Genomic DNA, 17340 nt, shown 5'->3' with positions numbered 1-17340 from the left:
TGTGATGGGAAATCGTGAGGTTAGCAAAAGGTATGCGTGCGAAAAAAAGCCGGGCATTGCCCGGCCTGGTATTAGCTCTCGCTAGAAATATTCAGCGCCCGACGTGTGCGGCCTGAGCTCAGGTATTCCGCAATGTAATCCTGAGAAATTTCGCCGTTATAGCGCCCATCTTCATCGACGATCGGCATCCAACTGGCGTTACTCTCGTACAGACGGGACAACACCACGCGCAGATTATCTTCGGCTTTGCCGGTCATGCGGAACGGATGCAGGATATCCCGGCACGTTCCGCTGGCGTTCCGCGCTTCACGACGCTTCACAAAGCCCAGCGGTTTGCCCTGGTCATCCACCACGGTGATGGCGCGGATATCATTATCATCCATTGTGGCAAAGGCCTCTGGGAGTGGTGTTGCTTCACGCGCCGTGATGGTGGGCTGCTGATCGGTCACATCACCGGCAGAAACCAGCAGCAGGCGCTTCAGGGTTCTGTCCTGCCCGACAAACGAGCCGACAAACTCATTCGCCGGTTTCGCCAGCAGCTCGTCCGGGCTGGCGCACTGAACAATCCTCCCCTGACGGAAGACGGCGATCCGGTCGCCAAGCTTTAGCGCTTCATCGATATCATGGCTCACCAGCATGACCGTCTTTTTCAGCTTACGCTGCATCTCCAGGAACTGATTCTGGATCACCTCACGGTTAATCGGGTCGACGGCGCCGAACGGTTCATCCATCAGTAGCACCGGTGGATCTGCCGCCAGAGCGCGTATCACGCCGATACGCTGCTGTTGCCCGCCGGACATTTCACGGGGATAGCGGTTCAGGAACTTATGCGGATCCATTGCCACCATGTCCATCAGTTCTTGCGCGCGGGTTTTGCAGCGGGCTTTGTCCCAGCCCAACATGCGCGGCACCACGGTAATGTTCTCTTCAATGGTCATATTCGGGAACAGACCTATCTGCTGGATGACGTAACCAATGTTGCGGCGCAGAGTGACGGTATCCATCCCGCTGGTGTCTTCGCCGTTGATGAGGATCGTCCCGCTGCTCGGGGCGATCAGGCGGTTAATCATCTTCAGGGTGGTGGTTTTCCCGCACCCGGAAGGGCCAAGCAGAACACACATTTCCCCTTCGGGGACGTTCAGGTTGACGTTATCGACAGCCTTCACGGTCTGCCCTTGTTTCTGTGAAAAGTGTTTGCTGAGGTTTTCCAGTTTTATCATTATCGAATCCCCTTCGGAGTCAGCACGATCTGGAGGCGATGCAGCAGCCAGTCGAGCACAATTGCTAAAAGACAAATCATCAGTGCGCCCGCAATCAACATTCGGATATCGCTGCCGCCAATGCCGTTAAGCAGCAGCAGGCCCAGCCCGCCCGCGCCGATGACGGCGGCAATCGCCATGACCCCAATGTTCATCACCACGGCGGTGCGGATCCCGCCAAAAATCACCGGCAGCGCCATCGGAATTTCGACCCAGCGCAGACGCTGCCAGAAGGTCATACCGATGCCGCGTCCTGCTTCCCGCAAGCCCGGCGGCAGGCTGTCGAGTGCGGTATGGGTGTTACGCACAATCGGCAGTAACGAGTAGAGGAACACTGCCGTAATGGCGGGCAGGGCACCAATACCCTGACCGATCAGCGAAAAGAGCGGGATCATCAGGCCGAACAGGGCAATAGACGGAATGGTCAGCACAAGTGTGGCAACACCGAGCACGGGCGTGGCCAGCCATTTATGGCGGACAATCAAAATACCCAGCGGCACGCCCGTGATGATGGCTAAGCCAACGGCGAGCGCCACCAGCCACAGGTGCTGTAGCGTCAGGGTTAACAGGTAGCTCCAGTTATCAAGGATGTAATGAACGGTATCCATAGCGCCTCCTACAGCATCTGTTTGCTACGCAGGAAATCACGGGCGACCTGCTGCGGTGACTGATGATCGATATCCACTTTTTTATTCAGTTCGGTGATAACGTCGTTGTTGAGCTGGCCAGATAGGTTATCCAGCGCCTCTTCCAGCCCGGGATTGGCCGCCAGCGTGTCTTTGCGCACCACCGGAGTCACCGCGTAGCTCGGGAAGAAGCCTTTATCGTCTTCCAGTACCTTCAGGTCGAAACCCTTCACGCGCCCGTCGGTGGTGTAAATCAACCCGGCATCGACAAAGCCATCGCGCACGGCGTTATAAACCAGCCCCGGATCCATCTGACGGATTTGCGGGCGATCCAGCGCCATGTTGTACGCCGCCTGTAGGGGCTTCATCCCGTCGCTGCGCCCGGCAAATTCCAGGTCTAAGCCCAGCAGCCAGTTGTTGTCCGGGTCGGTTTTGCGGATCTGCTCAATCTTCGCCACCAGCTCCGACATAGTATTGATGTGCTCGGCCTCGGCGCGCTTACGCTGCATGGCAAAGGCATAGGTGTTGTTCATATTCGCGGGTTTGAGCCAGATCAGACCGTGCTTCGCGTCCAGGCGTTTTACCGTCTCGTAAGACTCCTGCGGCGACATGCGTTTGTTGATGTGGTTAAAGATGATGAGGGAGGTACCGGTGTACTCCCAGGTCATATCAATCTGCTTATTGATCATCGCATTACGGGAAATCACCGTCGCAATATTGGTTTGCGGCTGCACCTGAAAACCTTTCTTTTGCAGGTATTGCACCGTCATGGCCGACAATATGTGCTGCTCGGTAAAGCTCTTGGTCGCCAGAATCAGCGGGGCGGCAAGCGTCTGGCTGGAGAACAGCGTCGCAGCACACAGGGCCGTGAGGCCGGAAAGTAATCTCATAAAAGCTCCTTGTTATTGTTATCGAGCGAGATGCGGACTCATCACGCGACCCAGCGCAGCCAGCAGGGTATCGAGGATAAGGGCGAACAGGGCGGTGGCCGCTGCGCCTAAAATCAGCGTCGGGAAGTCGTTAAGGTAGATGCCGGGGAAAATCAGCTCGCCGTAGCTGCTGGCACCAATCAGGAAGGCCAGGGGTGCAGTACCGACGTTGATCGCTGTCGCAATGCGAATACCGGAGAGCATTACCGGCCAGGCGTTCGGGATTTCGACCTGAAGCAGGCGCTGCCACCGGGTCATTCCGATGCCGTTCGCGGCTTCCAGCAAGGATGCTGGCACCGAGCACAATCCGGCGTAGGTGTTACGCACAATCGGCAGCAGGGACGCCAGGAACAGCGCGATAACGGCGGGTTTATCGCCAATACCGATCACCACCATCGCCAGTGCCAGCACGGCCAGCGGCGGCAGGGTATTGCCGACGTTAAAGATTTGCATCACGTATTCGGCTATCCCGCGTGCAGCGGGGCGGCTTAGCAGTATCCCGCTTGGGATACCGATCAGCAGAGCGAAAAACATCGACGAGAAAACCAGTATCAGGTGCTGTTGCCCGAGGTAAATCAAATCAACCTGGCGCGCTTTGATTGTTTCAAGCCCGATGCCCCAGGTCAGAAGGGCAAGTATTGCGATAATGGCGGCGATAAAAAGCAGAGAACGTTTTAGTAATGACGCGTGCATTGCGGTGTGTCTCCCTGTGCTCATGCGTTATAGCAACCACCGGTTGCCTGTTGTTATGCCATGTTTTGGCAGGGGTATTTGAGCTATAGCAAGGGATCGGGAAGGGTTCCAGCGAAGGGGGAAAATCAGTAACCCTATGATTAATGAGTAAACCTTGTGTCAGGCCAGAGGGGGTAAGGGCTGGCTATGGGAGAGGCAGAATAGTCCTAAAGACGAAAATGACATGTGACACCGTCACATTTCAGGCCGCGCGCCCGGTGTGCGGGCGACGCGTTTTACCTTACAACGTGCCGGACTTATTCCATTCTTGCCAGATTTTCTCCAGCCCTTCGCGGTAGCTAGTGACGGCAAAATCGGGAAAGCGCTGTTTAAATTTTGCTGACTCAAACAGGTTATCAAATTCATACCTCGGCATCAGTTCACGAATTTCACGGGCGCCCTTCGACACTAACCCCGCCGCAGTAAATGCCAGTTTGCTGATGACGCTGTAATCCGCCTGCTGGCCGAAGATGTCACAGGCAAGCGTGACAAACTGCTGGTAGGTGAGACGGTCATCGCAGCAGGGCAAATGCCAGCTCTGTCCGTAGGCGTCGGGCGTATTGCCCAGAACCGCCAGCGCGCGGCTGGCGTCAGGTGTCCAGATGAGCGTGCGGAGTTTATCGTCACGTACCGGAACGCGCGGCTGTTTGCCGCTTTTGAGCTTGTCGAGGATCAGCGCATTGGTGAAGCTTTGCGTCTTACCGGGCCCGTAGAACTCGGGCGCACGGCCGATGAGAACGGGGATTTCTGCACGTTTCATCTCATCAAGCACCTTGTCAGCCATCGCAGCCCGCACTTTTCCTTTTCGCCCGCGCGGGGCAAAGCGCGTCTCTTCGGTTTGCGGTGCGTTGCTCTGGGGGTACATATAGGTATTGTCAAAAAAGACGAATTTCGCCCCGGCCATTCGGGTGGCTTCAAGCGCGTTTTTCAGCATGGCCGGGAACTGTCGCTCCCACAGGGCGGAGTCGGGCGGCAAACCCGCGGCAAAATAGACCGTATCGCTACCTTTCACCGCGTTCCGGGTTTGCTGCGCATCAAGCAGATCGGCGGCAAACGTCATGTCGCTGTCGTTAACTTTCTGCGGATGACGGCTGACCAGTCGCAGGTCATCGGTGTAATTGCGCTTTAACTCGCGGGCCAGTTCGCGGGCAATTTGCCCGCTGGCACCCAGAATGGTTTGCATTTCAGCTCCTCAGTGAAAACTTATATCGCGATCGTCAGTTGACCGTGCAAAAAGTATAAGTTTAAAGTGAACTTTAAGGTCAACAGGCAAGAGCGGATGAAATGAAAATTGGCGAGCTGGCAAAAATGACGGGAATTACGCCATCGCGTATTCGTTTTTACGAAGCGGAAGGCCTGCTTCCGAGACCTTCGCGACAAGGCAACGGGTATCGCACCTATTCTTCGCAAGCGGCAAATCTGCTGAAGATTATCGACAACGCGCAGCGCACCGGTTTTTCACTTGAGCAAATTCGCCGCTTTCTGCCCCAGCCGCAAAAACAGTGGGATCATGAGGGACTGATCCAGTCCCTGAACACACGTATTGCGGAAATTGAGACGATGCAGAAGCAACTCGAGGAGAACAAACAGGCTCTGCTGAACCTGGCCGCCAGTATCGTGAACCGGCCTGACGAGATCTCCTGCGACGACAATATGCAACGTTTACTGGGGCAGTTGCTTTAACAGCGAACGGTGTTTATTCCACCTGTAAGGCATATTCTTTGCGCGCACTCTGCCATGCAATCAGCGCAAGCCCGAGCGCAATAACCGACAGGATAGCGCCAGCCCAGTTGGGTGATGCCAGGCCAAAACCGGCCGCGATGGCGGCACCGCCCGCCCAGGCACCCAGCGCATTCCCCAGGTTGAACATGCCGATATTAACGGATGCCGCCATTGTGGGCGCACCGGCATGGCTTGCGCGATCCATCACCAGTTTCTGAATCGGTGACACTGTCGCAAAACCGAAGGCCGCCATCAGGAATACAGAGCCTGCCGCGACAATCGGGTTATCGACGCCCGCCCAGAACACCATCAGGACAATTCCCTGAGCGGCGAGGGTGACGAAAAGGGTGCCAAACAGCGAACGGTCCGCAAAGCGTCCACCGATCCAGTTTCCGACTGCCAGCCCAAGGCCAAACAGGACCATCAGCCAGGCGACGCCACCGGCAGAAAAACCGGCTTCTTCGACCATCATCGGCGCGATGTAGGTAATGGAGGTGAAAAAAGCGGCTGGCCCGAACACGGTAATGCCCATCACCAGCAATACCTGAGGATCAACAAACGCCCGCAGCTCCGTTTTCAGGGCGATCGGCTTACCTTTCTCGATGCGCGGCACCAGCAGGGCAATGCTGGCAATAGTGACCAGACCAATCCCGGCAATCACCCAGAAAACCAAACGCCAGCTGAATGTCTGAGCAAGCCAGGTTCCCACCGGGACACCCACCAGATTGGCCAGCGTCAGCCCGGAAAACATAAAGGCAATAGCGCTGGCCTGACGCCCTGGCGCAACCAGCGAAGCCGCAATAATCGAGCCGATACCAAAAAAAGCACCGTGGTTGAAGGAGGTGATTATCCGGCCCGTCACGGCAAGGGACAGTGTCGGGGCGAGTGCGGTGATGATGTTGCCGAGCGTGAATATGAGCGCCAGGCCCATCAGCATAGTTTTACGCGGAACGCGTGAACCCACAATGGTCAGCAGCGGCGCACCGATAAACACGCCGAGCGCGTAGGAGGTGGCCATTTGCCCGGCAGCGGGAATGCTGACAGCAAATTCAGCGGCGATTTGTGGGAGGATCCCTGCGATAACGAATTCGGTAAGACCGATCCCGAATGCGCCGATGGCGAGGGCGAAAAGTGCGACAGGCATGTTAACTCCGGTAATGATTGCAGGATGAATGCTATTAAGTAGAATCGAGTATATTCATATTTTTATTCTGCAATCGAGGCTGTATGGGTGACGTTGATAAAGAAAAAGATGGCATTAAGCCGGTGAGACACAAACCGGCGGATCTTGATGCGATTGACCGAAAAATATTAGGCGCGCTGGCGGAAGATGCCGGGCGGAGTTACGTCGAGCTGAGTGAAATTGTTCATCTTTCAGCCCCGGCGGTTCACGACCGTGTGAAGCGCCTGAAACGCGACGGGGTAATTAAAAACACGGTTGCGGTGCTGGATGGCTGCAAGCTTGGCAGGACGTTACTGACCTTTCTGGTCATCGACACCAGTACCTATAAAGCCACCCGGGATCTGCTCCAGTTCACCAGCCGAAAAGAGGTTGAAGAGCTGCATACTGTCGCCGGGGATGGCTGCGTGCTGATTAAGGTGCGGGCTGCCGATACCGAATCGCTGGAGAACTTCCTGATGGAAATTCAGAGTGTTGACGGCGTGCGTTCCGTGCGCAGTTATATCGCGCTCTCTACCTTCCTGGAGCGCGGGCCGTCTCCGGACTGATTTGCGGCAATCAGAAGACGGCGCATTAGAATTACACCATACCGTTATTGCCGTGGCGTAAAAATGCCGGACGCTGGTTAAGGCGCGCAAACCAGGCATCAATGGCCGGGACTGAAGGGTGCTCGAACGGCGTCATTTTCCAGCGGTTCACGGACAATCCCAGCACGATGTCCGCAAGGGTAAAACTATCGCCCGCTGCCCACGCCCCTGTGCGCTGGAGCTGTTGTTCAAGGATGCCAATGCAGTGGTTCCACTCTTTAATGCCCGCAGCAATACGTTCTGGATCGTTATAGTCCGGGTTCTTGCGCGCTAGCGCCGGGAAGACGTAGCGCCAGGCGTTGTTGAATTCCGTGGCTTGCCAGTCCATCCAGTGTTCGACATTCGCGCAGGCTTTTGGCTCAGCAGGGAGAAGATCATCGCGCCCGGCTTTGCGCGCCAGATAGCGGCAAATGGAGTTGGATTCCCATAATACAAAATCTTCATCAATCAGCACCGGCACCATCGCGTTCGGGTTCAGGGCGCGAAATTCTTTAGTTTCCGTTGAGGCAAAACCGATGCCGAAATCTTCCTGTTGATAGTCCAGGCCGGCTTCTTCACAGGTCCAGAGTACTTTGCGAACGTTTATCGACGTCGTTTTGCCGAGGATCTTGAGCATGATGCAGGTGTCCTTTAGGGGATGAATTCATTCAGACAATAGGCCAGATTGCGTTTTTGCCGCAAAGCTACCAGAAATGGCAGAGTACAACGGGAAGGTCAAATTGACGGACCCTTCACGAATATGTTGCAGTATTTTATGCACATGGCCGTGACGTGAAAAAGGTCAGTACAACGGCGCTCAGCAGTAACAGGGCGCTCATTGCAAAGGTGCTCTGCCAGCCAGAATGGTCGAACACCATGCCGCCCACCGTTGAGCCCAGCGCAATGCAGAGCTGGATCACGGCAACCATCAGCCCGCCGCCTGCCTCTGCGTCATCGGGAAGCGTGCGGGCAAGCCATGTCCACCAGCCTGTTGGCGCCGCCGTTGCCAGCATCCCCCAAACGGCGGAGAGCACTGCCACCATCCACACGCTGTGTCCGGCCAGGATTAACGCGCCAGCAATGGCTGCCATCAGAAGCGGGATCGCCATTAACGTCGGGTAAAACGCGGCGTTCAGAACCCGGGCAACGATCAACGTGCCAATAAAACCCGCGATACCGATGGCGAGCAGGATCAGCGATAAGCCGGAAGGGCTGATACGGATGACGTTTTCCAGGAATGGCCGGATATAGGTAAATAACGCAAACTGTCCCATAAAGAACAGGCCACAGGCCATCAGCCCTATACCAACCACGTGCTGGCGGAACAGGCGAAACACACTTCCGCGTGGGCTCTGATGACTCTTCATGTCAGGCAGGCTAAAACACTGCCAGATAACGGCGACGATGGCGACAGGTACCAGACACAGAAAGGCACCGCGCCAGCCAATGGTCGCCCCGAGATAGCTGCCAAGCGGGGCGGCGATGACCGTCGCCAGCGCGTTACCGCCGTTGAAGATGGCCAGCGCGCGGGATACCTGATGTTGCGGCACAAGACGGAGTGCCGTTGCGGCGGACATCGACCAGAATCCGCCGATCGCGATGCCGATGAGCGCACGGCCTGCCATATACACCAGATAGCCAGTCGCGAAGGCAATAATAATCCCCGATATCGCCATCAGCATCGTCATGCCCAGCAGCAGATATTTGCGATTCAACTTCCCGGCAAGTTGAGAAAGGCTCAGGCTGGTCAGTACCGCCAGCGCACCGGAGATGGCAATCCCCTGACCTGCGACCCCCTCTGTCACCCCCAGATCCCGGGCAATGGGGGTGAGCAGGCTGACGGGCATAAATTCCGAGGCGATCAGGACGAACACGCACAGGGTCATGGCAAAAATACCGCCCCAGTGCGCAGGCTCAGCGTTTGCTGATGAGGTGTGGTTCAGTGTGGACATAGTCAGATTTCACAAAGAGCCACCCGTAAAAACGGGTGGCATAGCAGGTTATTTCAGGCTGGTTTTGAAGAACTGCTCAAAGCGGGTAAACGGAATTTTTCCGGCAACGTTGTCGTAGAGATCAACATGGTTTGCGCCCGGGACAATCACCAGTTCTTTCTGTTTGCTGCCTACGGCGTTGAACGCATCTTCGGCAAAATAGCGGGAGTGCGCTTTCTCACCGGTGACGATAAGCGTCGGGATGGTTATCTCTTTGGCATAACTCAGCAGCGGCATGTTCATAAAGGATAACGGCGTTGTCGCCGTCCATGCGCCGGTTGAGTTGACGGAACGCGCATGGTAGCCACGCGGCATCCGGTAGTAATCAAAGAACTCTTTCAGCACCGGATGCGGGTTTGCAGGTAATGACTCCGGCAGGATACGGTCGGCAGCGCTCACCTTACCGTTCTCATCGACATAAATGTCATGGCCCGCATGGGCGAATGTGCCGCTTTCGGCATCTTTCCAGCGCTGCTCGTTCAGATACTGCAACACGGCATGGCGGTCCGACGTGGTGTAGCGATCTTTCCCGTCGCCCACACCGTGACCCATGGCGCGGCTCATGTCATACATTACGCTGGTGGCGACCGCTTTCACGCGGGTGTCCATGGATGCCGCGTTGAGCGCCATGCCGCCCCAGCCGCAGATGCCGAGGATACCGATACGGTTCCGGTCCACCTCTTTCTGAATACCGAGGAAATCCACCGCCGCGCTAAAGTCTTCGGTGTTGATGTCCGGGGAGGCAACGTTGCGTGGCTGACCGCCGCTTTCACCCGTATAGGACGGGTCGAACGCCAGGGTCACAAATCCGTTTTCAGCCAGAGTCTGCGCGTACAGGCCGCTGGACTGCTCCTTAACCGCGCCAAACGGCCCGCTGACGGCAATTGCCGCCAGTTTGCGGTCGCCACGATCTTTAGGAAGATACAAATCTCCCACCAGGGTTATCCCGTAGCGGTTCTGGAATGACACCTTGCGATGGTCGACCTTGTCACTTTCGGCGAAGGTTTTGTCCCAGGTGCTCACCATTGAAACAGGGGCGTTGGGGTTGGTGGTTTCTGCATAACTCATTGTCGTAACTCCACTTAATGATGCGCAGAGCAGCATCGCAACTGATAGTTTTTGAGTGAATATTTTCATAAGCGGTACCGTGTGTTGTTGTGATGCGGCCATTATAGTTAGCAGAAATAGTGCTGATTAGAGGGCTAAAACTGCTAGGATTCATATCATGTTGTTATAAATCTGGGGGTGGGATGGCGAAGCGAGAAAACTACAATGAGCTGTACCTGTTTATGCAGGTGGTGCGGGAAGGGAGCTTTACGGCAGCCGCGCAACGGCTTGGGCTGGCACAATCCGGGATCAGTCGTTCGGTGCGCGAACTGGAAGCGCGGCTGGGCGTTCAGCTGCTGGTACGCACCACACGAAAACTGTCCCTGACTCAGGCCGGCGAGCAGCTTTATCGCACCACTGAATCGGGATTTGATGCGCTCGATAACGGCCTTGCCACCCTGGCGCATTTTCGCGAGACACCCTCCGGCACGGTGCGTATTAATGCCAGCCAGCACGCTATCGACAAATGTCTGCTGCCGAAACTGGCGGTATTTAAGCAGCGCTACCCGGATATCCGGCTGGAGCTAATGAACGAGAGCCGCTTTGTCGACATCATCGCCGAGCGGTTTGATGCGGGCGTGCGGCTGGGGCCGGAAGTGGGGCAGGGAATGATCGCTGTACGTATCACGCCCGATATGGAGATGGCGGTGGTGGGCACGCCGGAGCACTTTCGCCGCTACGGCTTCCCGCAAACGCCTGCCGAACTGACGGCTCACCCCTGCATTGCTTACCAGTTTGCCGACGGCAGTCTTTACCACTGGGAACTGGTGCAGGACGAGAAAACAATTACCCATCGGCCAGAAGGACAGTGGGCGTTATCCGACAGCTATATGGAAGCCGAAGCCGCACGGCTGGGTCTGGGGCTGGCGTATGTGCCGGTAGAGCTGGTGGAGGACGACCTTGAGCGCGGCACGCTTATCCGGGTGTTGCTACGCTACAGCCTGCGCATGGAGGGGCTGTTCCTTTACTACCCGCATCGCAACGTGTCGCCCGCGCTGAGAGCGGTGATCGATACGCTGAAAATGTAGGCCGGGCAAGCTCAGCGCCCCCAATATCTCTTATCCCTTTTAATCCTCAAGCCATAACTTCATAACGGATGAGTATTTTCTGTTCTTACGTATTGATTTGAGTCAATTCAAGATCGATTTGTTAACAATTTAGCGTTTGTTTTAACTCTTTCGATATAAATGTTTGTTTATTGTATTGCCAGTAGTTCAATTTGCTGGTGTGGCAGGACAAATTACCATTAACAATTGGAAGAAAATTCTTAAGTATTTTCTTATTACGGATTAAAGATCTGTAAATTTGATCTTGTGACGATCATTATTCTATTATCGCCGGTAAAGAAATGTAGCGTGAAAATGATACACAGCGATAAACCGAGGGATGATGAGATGGCTGACAGTTTCCAGAATGAAGTACCGAAGGCACGTATTAATCTAAAACTTGACCTGCATACAGGGGGAGCCAGCAAGAAAACGGAACTTCCCCTGAAATTACTGGTGGCAGGTGACTTCAGTAACGGTCGCGAGTCCGCACCATTATCAGAGCGTAAAAAAGTTACTCTGAATAAAAACAACTTTGACGCAGTGCTTTCCGATTATTCCCCAGACGTAAACCTGACCGTTAAAAACACACTTGCTGATGACGGCAGCGAAGACAATATCAGTCTGACTTTCCAGAGCATGAAGGATTTCACTCCTGAACAGGTCTCCCGGCAAATACCTCAGCTGAAGGCCATGCTTTCCATGCGCAATCTGCTTCGTGATTTAAAAGCGAACCTGCTTGATAACCAGGCTTTCCGTAAGGAACTGGAAAAGATTCTGCTCGACCCTGCGTTAAGCGCAGAACTTCGCTCAGAGCTGTCTGCCCTGGCCCCGAAACAGCCATAACGGTCACGATGATTTAACGGATTAATAAGGAAGATGCTGATGTCTGTAAAAAATGAAAATGCTGCGGGTGGTGAGAGTGTGGTGCTGGAACGTCCTGCAGCAGGTGGCGTTTATGCGTCCCTGTTTGAAAAAATCAACCTGAACCCGGTGTCCGAGCTGAGTGCGCTGGATATCTGGCAGGACGCACAGGCGATGTCGGATGCGACTGCAGATGAACGTTTAACGGCGGGGATGCAGGTGTTCCTTGAGTGCCTGACAAAATCGGGCTCCAAAATTGAAAAACTCGATAAAACGTTGATTGATCACCATATCGCGGAGTTGGACTATCAGATTAGCCGTCAGCTGGATGCGGTCATGCACAGTGAAGAATTCCAGGCGGTAGAAAGTCTGTGGCGTGGCGTGAAATCGCTGGTCGACAAAACCGATTTCCGCCAGAACGTGAAGATTGAGCTGCTGGACATGTCCAAAGAAGACCTGCGTCAGGACTTCGAAGACAGCCCGGAAATCATCCAGAGTGGACTGTATAAACATACCTATATCGATGAGTATGACACCCCGGGGGGAGAGCCGATCGCCGCGCTGATTTCGGCCTATGAGTTTGATGCGTCTGCGCAGGATGTCGCGTTGCTGCGCAATATCTCTAAAGTGTCTGCCGCAGCGCACATGCCGTTTATCGGCTCTGCCGGCCCGAAATTCTTCCTGAAGGACTCAATGGAGGATGTGGCGGCCATCAAGGATATCGGTAACTATTTTGACCGTGCGGAATACATCAAGTGGAAATCCTTCCGTGAGACGGACGATGCCCGTTATATCGGTCTGGTGATGCCGCGAGTGTTGGGTCGTCTGCCGTATGGCCCGGACACCGTACCGGTGCGTAGCTTCAATTATGTCGAAGAAGTGAAAGGTCCGGATCATGACAAATACCTGTGGACCAACGCCTCATTTGCCTTTGCATCCAACATGGTGAAGAGTTTTATCAATAACGGCTGGTGTGTACAAATCCGTGGCCCGCAAGCTGGTGGTGCCGTCCAGGATCTGCCTATCCATCTGTACGACCTGGGTACCGGTAATCAGGTAAAAATCCCGAGTGAAGTGATGATCCCGGAAACCCGCGAATTTGAATTTGCCAACCTGGGCTTCATTCCCCTGTCGTACTACAAAAACCGCGACTACGCCTGCTTTTTCTCGGCAAACTCGACCCAGAAACCAGCCCTGTATGATACCGCCGATGCAACGGCCAACAGCCGTATCAATGCGCGTCTTCCCTACATCTTCCTGCTGTCACGTATTGCACACTACCTGAAGTTGATTCAGCGTGAAAACATCGGTACCACTAAAGATCGTCGCCTGCTGGAGCTGGAGCTGAACACCTGGGTTCGCAGTCTGGTGACGGAAATGACCGACCCGGGCGATGAGTTGCAGGCCTCTCACCCGCTGCGCGACGCCAAAGTGGTGGTGGAAGACATCGAAGACAACCCGGGATTCTTCCGTGTGAAACTGTATGCGATCCCGCACTTCCAGGTGGAAGGGATGGACGTCAATCTGTCACTGGTCTCTCAGATGCCGAAGGCGAAATCATAAGCTAAGGCAGGAAGCCAATGAAAACGGAACAACCGTTATGGGGTAGGGGCGTGATGGTCTCTCCCCAGCACTTCCAGCAACAGGCCGCGTATGCGGCCTGGTCTGCGGAATGCATTGCCCGACTGGGTCTCTCCCATCCCTGGGGAATGATTGAGGCCATTTTCGAACCGGATGCACTGAAAATGGGCCGCCTGCAGGCCCGTCATCTGCACATCCGTTTTCCCGATGGCACGCTTATCGACACGGATAATGCTGACGACCTGCCGCCGGTGCTGGCGCTTGAGGGCGAATCGCAGGAAGTGGTGGTGGTTCTGGCCCTTCCGTTGCTTCGGGCGAATGGCGGCAACTGCCTTAAACCCGATGAGGTGGCTGAACGCCCGGTACGTTTCCGTCAGCGCTGGCGGGATGTCCGCAATACCTTCGGAGAAGATACCCGTCAGATTGCTGTGATGCGCCCGGAGTTGACGTTGCGGTTTGCACATCAGAACAACAGCGATTACCTGGCCTGCCCGGTCGCCCGCCTGCAGCAGGATTCGCAGGGGGCGTGGTTACTGGATGAAACATTTCTCCCCCCGCTCCTTACCATCCAGGGCAGTCGCTGGCTGGTGACCCAACTGGAACAGCTGATGACACAGCTGCGTGCCCGTCTGAGTCGCCTGATGGCCATGCGTCGTGAAAGTAACGAACGCATGGCCGATTTTGCCGTGGCTGATGTGTCACTGTTCTGGTTGCTCAATGCCCTGAACAGCGCGGAACCCGTGCTCGGACAGTTCCTGTGCCACCCGCAAAGTCCGCCTGAGCGTCTGTATCCGGAGCTGGCACGTCTTGCGGGCAGCCTGCTGACCTTCTCACTGGAACACCAGGTGAGTGCTATTCCGGTCTGGCAACATGAGCAACTGAATAATGTCTTCCCGCCGTTGTTTGAATTACTGGGCGACCTGCTGGAAGCCAGCCTGCCGTCGCGGGTGGTCGCTATTGAGCTTGAGCATGATGCGCGGCTGCACTTCTGGCAGGCTCGTCTGCATGACCCACGTCTGCGTGAAGGGGCGGATTACTACCTTTCCATACGTTCATCGATTCCGGTGGCGCAACTTCAGGAGCAGGTCCCGCGCCAGTGCAAGGTCGGCAGCCCCGATCATGTCAGGAGTATCGTCAATTCATCACGGGTGGGGGTGCCCCTGACGCCGCTGCGCCATGTGCCGGCCGCCATTCCACTGCGTCTGGAAAACCAGTATTTCAGCCTCGATGTCTCTCATCCTCTGGCAACCGAAATGCTTCAGAGTGGCACCTGTATGTTTTACGTGCCGGGGATGCTCGGCGAGCCGGAACTTGAACTCTTTGCGGTACTGAGAACATGAGTGAGCGCAAACGCGGCGTGGCCGCGTCGATTGATATTGATGCCCTGTTGCAGGACACCTGGCTGCAGGTGATCAGCCTGCGTCATGGTCCGACGTTTCAGGATGGAGAAGGGCGCACGCTGTGGGAGCGCTGCATTGCTGATGTTGAGCGCGTGCAGCGTGAGCTGAAAGCGAGCGAACTCGATGAAGCCAGTTGCCAGCATATTCTCACTGCCCAGTGTGCACTGCTTGATGAAGCGGTCAAAGGTCGTGGTGTGGAGGATGACGCTTGTGTGCAATGGTATGACATTCCCCTACAGGGACACTTCCTCGGCACCATGGATGCCGGTGATACGCTGTGCGATCGAATGTGTGAAGTGCTGCGTGAACCGGCGCCTGACCACGCTGTTGTGACCTGCTTTCAGCGGGTCATGATGCTGGGGTTCCTCGGCAGTTTTCGCTCGCTGAACGATCCGGAGCGCCAAAAACTCGCCAACGCGCTCAGTGAACATGTCACGCCGTTCAGCTATCCGCAGACTCACCCGGTACTGGCAGAAAGCCGTGCCGGGCGTGGAATGGGCGGCTGGCTGGCGTCATGGCCCGTGCGTATTGGCCTGAGCGTGATGGTGCTCGTCGCACTCTGGTGGGGACTGGGTCAGTGGCTGGATCAGACGCTGCTGACCCTGCTACCGGGAGCCGTGAAATGAGTCCTGCACAACAGCGCGGGCTTGCGCTGTGGGCCGCCCTGCTGAGTGCAGTGGTCTGCCTGGGGTTCCTGCCGGTATCCCGACTGGTTTCTGTGCTCATTCTGCTTACCGTTCTGGGGCTAATCCTGGCGTTCTGGACTGTCGCCAGTCGTCGTGCGGAGCATGACGTCACCCTGTGTCTGGATGACCTCCCGGAAGCCACTTACCGTCAGCCCGTGGTGCTGGTCTGTGGCGATCTGCCGCTGGCATGTATGCAGCAGTCACCGGTGCTTACGGTCACACAGGGCTGCTGGATCCGCGTGGAGGATCATCAGGATCTGGTGCAGGCAGCCCGCCAGGTACTGTGGTTGCGACCCGACTGGGGCCGCCAGTTGTCGGTGATGGTCAGCGTCTGTCCGCAGAAACACGCCGACAGCGAGCGGCTAGCCCGTCGTCTGCTCGCCCTGCGCTGGCAAATCAGTCAACTGCGTAAAGAAACGGGTCATTCTGTGCCGCTGGTTCTGAATGGTCAGGTTGGCAGCGCGATGACGAATGACTTGCTCTGGCAGGCAGCTATTCCGGGGGAAGGCGTGAGGGTCTGGCGTGAGTCTTCCGCGCCGAGTTCAATTGCTGCATGGGTCACCACCGGCGGAACGCTGGCGGTGCAGCAACAGGTGCTGATGAACAACCTGATGAGCTGGTTCCATCAGCATGTCCAGGCTGTCTTTATGGATGAGAACCCCGACGTTCCTGTCATTGCTCCTGGCGCGGTGCTGTGGGGCATGGGACCGATCCTTGCCGGAAGCCTGGCGACATCTGCCTGGACTGCGTGGCTTTCCCGTCACACTGCGATGCAGCAGGTAGCGGGCTGGCAGCCGGTAGGAACGGACAGTACGGTTATCTCCCCCTTCCCGGATTTTATCCTGCCGCTGCTGCCTGAAGGGCGAGGCATGACGCCGCGTGGACGAGCCTTCCGTTGTGCGCTCGGGATTTTCACGCTGGCGGCGATTGCGGCGCTACTGAGTAGTGGCTGGAACAATCACCAGTTGTTGCAGCGTGTGAGCTTCGATATTGCCCGCTATGACCGTATCCCGATGCAGGATTTCGGCCCAAAAGCCGATGCCGTTGCTGTCCTGCGTGACGACGCGGCAGAGCTGGATGACCAGGCACGCAATGGCGTACCGGCGCGGATGGGCCTCGGTCTGTATCAGGGTGAGCGTCTGCGAATGCCTGTGCTGGATGCGATCCGTTCGTATGTGCCGCCACCACCGCCGCCTGAACCACAGCCGAAACCCAAACTGGTACCGAAAATTGTCCGCCTCGACAGCATGTCGCTATTCGATTCCGGCAAATCCGTGCTGAAGGCAGGCTCGACCAAAATGCTGGTGAATTCACTGGTTGGCATCAAGGCGAAACCGGGCTGGCTGATTGTCGTGTCCGGGCATACCGATAACACCGGCAATCCGCAACTGAACCAGACGCTGTCCCTGAAACGTGCCGAAGCGGTGCGTGACTGGATGCGAGATACCGGTGATGTGCCGGAAAGCTGTTTTGCGGTACAGGGCTATGGCGAGAGCCGCCCGATCGCAATCAATGACACCCCGGATGGGCGTGCGCTCAACCGCCGTGTCGAAATCAGTCTGGTACCGCAGGCCAATGCCTGTCAGATACCGGGCCACACCCAGGCGTCATCGCAGGATGATGGCGTATCACAACACAATGGAGAGTAATT

Annotated in this window: 17 protein-coding genes; 8 read left to right on the top strand and 9 right to left on the bottom strand. The window is 56.0% G+C overall.

Features of this window, described 5'->3' with window-relative positions:
- Nucleotides 1-71 precede the first annotated feature (71 nt).
- The 5 genes from osmV to F3J30_RS06965 form a co-directional block, all read right to left on the bottom strand.
- Nucleotides 72-1220, bottom strand: coding sequence for an osmoprotectant ABC transporter ATP-binding protein OsmV (gene osmV / locus F3J30_RS06985; RefSeq protein ID WP_014070054.1), 1149 nt, complete (start codon nucleotides 1218-1220; stop codon nucleotides 72-74).
- Complete coding sequence (gene osmW, locus F3J30_RS06980) at nucleotides 1220-1867, bottom strand: osmoprotectant ABC transporter permease OsmW (protein ID WP_166716778.1); 648 nt, start codon at nucleotides 1865-1867, stop codon at nucleotides 1220-1222. Before osmW ends, osmV begins: the two co-directional genes overlap by 1 nt.
- Before the next feature lie 8 nt (nucleotides 1868-1875).
- On the bottom strand, nucleotides 1876-2775 hold the full coding sequence (gene osmX, locus F3J30_RS06975; RefSeq protein WP_166716777.1) for an osmoprotectant ABC transporter substrate-binding protein OsmX: 900 nt from the start codon (nucleotides 2773-2775) through the stop codon (nucleotides 1876-1878).
- 18 nt (nucleotides 2776-2793) lie between these two features.
- Complete coding sequence (gene osmY, locus F3J30_RS06970; RefSeq protein WP_166716776.1) at nucleotides 2794-3507, bottom strand: osmoprotectant ABC transporter permease OsmY; 714 nt, start codon at nucleotides 3505-3507, stop codon at nucleotides 2794-2796.
- Nucleotides 3508-3787: 280 nt separating this feature from the next.
- On the bottom strand, nucleotides 3788-4729 hold the full coding sequence (locus F3J30_RS06965) for an NAD-dependent epimerase/dehydratase family protein (RefSeq protein WP_166716775.1): 942 nt from the start codon (nucleotides 4727-4729) through the stop codon (nucleotides 3788-3790).
- Between the two features lie 101 nt (nucleotides 4730-4830).
- Here F3J30_RS06965 and F3J30_RS06960 point away from each other — a divergent pair, with 101 nt between their 5' ends.
- The gene (locus F3J30_RS06960; protein ID WP_166716774.1) at nucleotides 4831-5229 is read left to right on the top strand and encodes a MerR family transcriptional regulator; all 399 of its coding nucleotides are present in this window, start codon (nucleotides 4831-4833) and stop codon (nucleotides 5227-5229) included.
- Between the two features lie 13 nt (nucleotides 5230-5242).
- On the opposite strand, the gene F3J30_RS06955 is transcribed toward F3J30_RS06960, so the two are convergent.
- The gene (locus F3J30_RS06955; RefSeq protein WP_014070060.1) at nucleotides 5243-6412 is read right to left on the bottom strand and encodes an MFS transporter; all 1170 of its coding nucleotides are present in this window, start codon (nucleotides 6410-6412) and stop codon (nucleotides 5243-5245) included.
- Between the two features lie 83 nt (nucleotides 6413-6495).
- On the opposite strand from F3J30_RS06955, the gene F3J30_RS06950 reads away from it, so the two are divergent.
- Nucleotides 6496-6996: an Lrp/AsnC family transcriptional regulator gene (locus F3J30_RS06950; protein WP_014070061.1), complete on the top strand. Its 501-nt coding sequence runs from the start codon at nucleotides 6496-6498 to the stop codon at nucleotides 6994-6996.
- Between the two features lie 31 nt (nucleotides 6997-7027).
- On the opposite strand, the gene F3J30_RS06945 is transcribed toward F3J30_RS06950, so the two are convergent.
- From F3J30_RS06945 to F3J30_RS06935, 3 genes are all read right to left on the bottom strand, one after another.
- Complete coding sequence (locus F3J30_RS06945) at nucleotides 7028-7651, bottom strand: glutathione S-transferase (protein WP_014070062.1); 624 nt, start codon at nucleotides 7649-7651, stop codon at nucleotides 7028-7030.
- 136 nt (nucleotides 7652-7787) lie between these two features.
- Nucleotides 7788-8966, bottom strand: a complete 1179-nt coding sequence (locus F3J30_RS06940; RefSeq protein WP_166716773.1) for an MFS transporter — start codon at nucleotides 8964-8966, stop codon at nucleotides 7788-7790.
- A 48-nt stretch (nucleotides 8967-9014) separates the two neighbouring features.
- Entirely contained in the window at nucleotides 9015-10142 is a 1128-nt protein-coding gene (locus tag F3J30_RS06935) for an alpha/beta hydrolase (protein WP_166716772.1), read from the bottom strand.
- Between the two features lie 113 nt (nucleotides 10143-10255).
- Between F3J30_RS06935 and F3J30_RS06930 the strand changes: the two genes are divergently transcribed.
- The 6 genes from F3J30_RS06930 to F3J30_RS06905 all read left to right on the top strand — a co-directional run bounded on the left by F3J30_RS06930 (nucleotide 10256) and on the right by F3J30_RS06905 (nucleotide 17338).
- Entirely contained in the window at nucleotides 10256-11140 is an 885-nt protein-coding gene (locus tag F3J30_RS06930) for a LysR family transcriptional regulator (RefSeq protein WP_166716771.1), read from the top strand.
- 366 nt (nucleotides 11141-11506) lie between these two features.
- Nucleotides 11507-12004: a type VI secretion system contractile sheath small subunit gene (tssB, locus tag F3J30_RS06925; protein WP_014070066.1), complete on the top strand. Its 498-nt coding sequence runs from the start codon at nucleotides 11507-11509 to the stop codon at nucleotides 12002-12004.
- Between the two features lie 33 nt (nucleotides 12005-12037).
- Entirely contained in the window at nucleotides 12038-13585 is a 1548-nt protein-coding gene (gene tssC / locus F3J30_RS06920; RefSeq protein ID WP_041162054.1) for a type VI secretion system contractile sheath large subunit, read from the top strand.
- 17 nt (nucleotides 13586-13602) lie between these two features.
- Nucleotides 13603-14943 (top strand): type VI secretion system baseplate subunit TssK, encoded by a 1341-nt coding sequence (tssK, locus tag F3J30_RS06915; RefSeq protein WP_166716770.1) that lies wholly within the window; start codon nucleotides 13603-13605, stop codon nucleotides 14941-14943.
- Nucleotides 14940-15629 (top strand): type VI secretion system protein TssL, short form, encoded by a 690-nt coding sequence (gene tssL / locus F3J30_RS06910; RefSeq protein ID WP_166716769.1) that lies wholly within the window; start codon nucleotides 14940-14942, stop codon nucleotides 15627-15629. The genes tssK and tssL overlap by 4 nt, the downstream gene beginning before the upstream one ends.
- The gene (locus F3J30_RS06905; protein WP_166716768.1) at nucleotides 15626-17338 is read left to right on the top strand and encodes an OmpA family protein; all 1713 of its coding nucleotides are present in this window, start codon (nucleotides 15626-15628) and stop codon (nucleotides 17336-17338) included. Before tssL ends, F3J30_RS06905 begins: the two co-directional genes overlap by 4 nt.
- The last annotated feature ends 2 nt before the right edge of the window (nucleotides 17339-17340 follow it).

Origin of the sequence: Enterobacter sp. Tr-810, assembly GCF_011752765.1 — a bacterium.
Taxonomy (GTDB): Bacteria; Pseudomonadota; Gammaproteobacteria; order Enterobacterales; family Enterobacteriaceae; genus Enterobacter; species Enterobacter soli.
This window is presented reverse-complemented; position numbering and strand designations above follow the sequence as displayed.